At 65.3% G+C, this 668-nt stretch carries 1 protein-coding gene; it reads left to right on the top strand.

Annotated elements, in window-relative coordinates; all coding sequences use genetic code 11:
- The coding region (locus tag FPZ47_RS27815) for a transposase (RefSeq protein ID WP_486813349.1) at positions 1-668 on the top strand (668 nt) is incomplete at both ends.

The raw sequence follows: 668 nt of genomic DNA, 5'->3' as shown, positions 1-668 counted from the left end.
TCGGGAGGTTTCGGTGATCGAGGTGCGTGAGCTGTTGCGGGTGTGGATGTCGGGGGCCGGCTTGCGCCGGGTGGGTGCGTTGGCAGGGGTCGATCGCAAGACCGCACGCGACTATACGAACGCTGCGGTGCTGGCGGGGCTGGTCCGCGACGGTGATCTGGATCAGCTCACCGATGAGCTGATCGGGGCGGTGATCGAGGCGGTGCGGCCGGGCCGGCCGGATGGGCACGGACAGGCGTGGGAAGTGTTGCGCGCCAACCACGATCAGATCGTCAAGTGGGTGGAAAAGGATCTGACGGTGGTCAAGATCGGTGACCTGTTGGCACGTCAGGGCATGGTGGTGCCGCAGCGGACCCTGCACCGGTACTGCACGGCGTGCACCGCCTACCGGGGTCGTGGCAGCGCTGGCACGGTGCCGGTGGCCGATGGTGAGCCTGGTGTGGAGTGCCAGATCGACTTCGGTCGGATGGGCACGATCTTCGATCCCGAATCGGGGCGCAACCGGGTGGTGCACGCGTTGATCTTCACCGCGGTCTATTCGCGGCACATGTTTGTGTGGCTGACGTTCAACCAGACCCTGGTGGCCGTCATCGCCGGCTGCGAGGCGGCCTGGCGATTCTTCGGAGGTGTCTTCAAGGTGCTGATCCCAGACAACATGACACCGATTG

Origin of the sequence: Mycobacterium helveticum (assembly GCF_007714205.1) — a bacterium.
Classification (GTDB): domain Bacteria; phylum Actinomycetota; class Actinomycetes; order Mycobacteriales; family Mycobacteriaceae; genus Mycobacterium; species Mycobacterium helveticum.
This window is presented reverse-complemented; position numbering and strand designations above follow the sequence as displayed.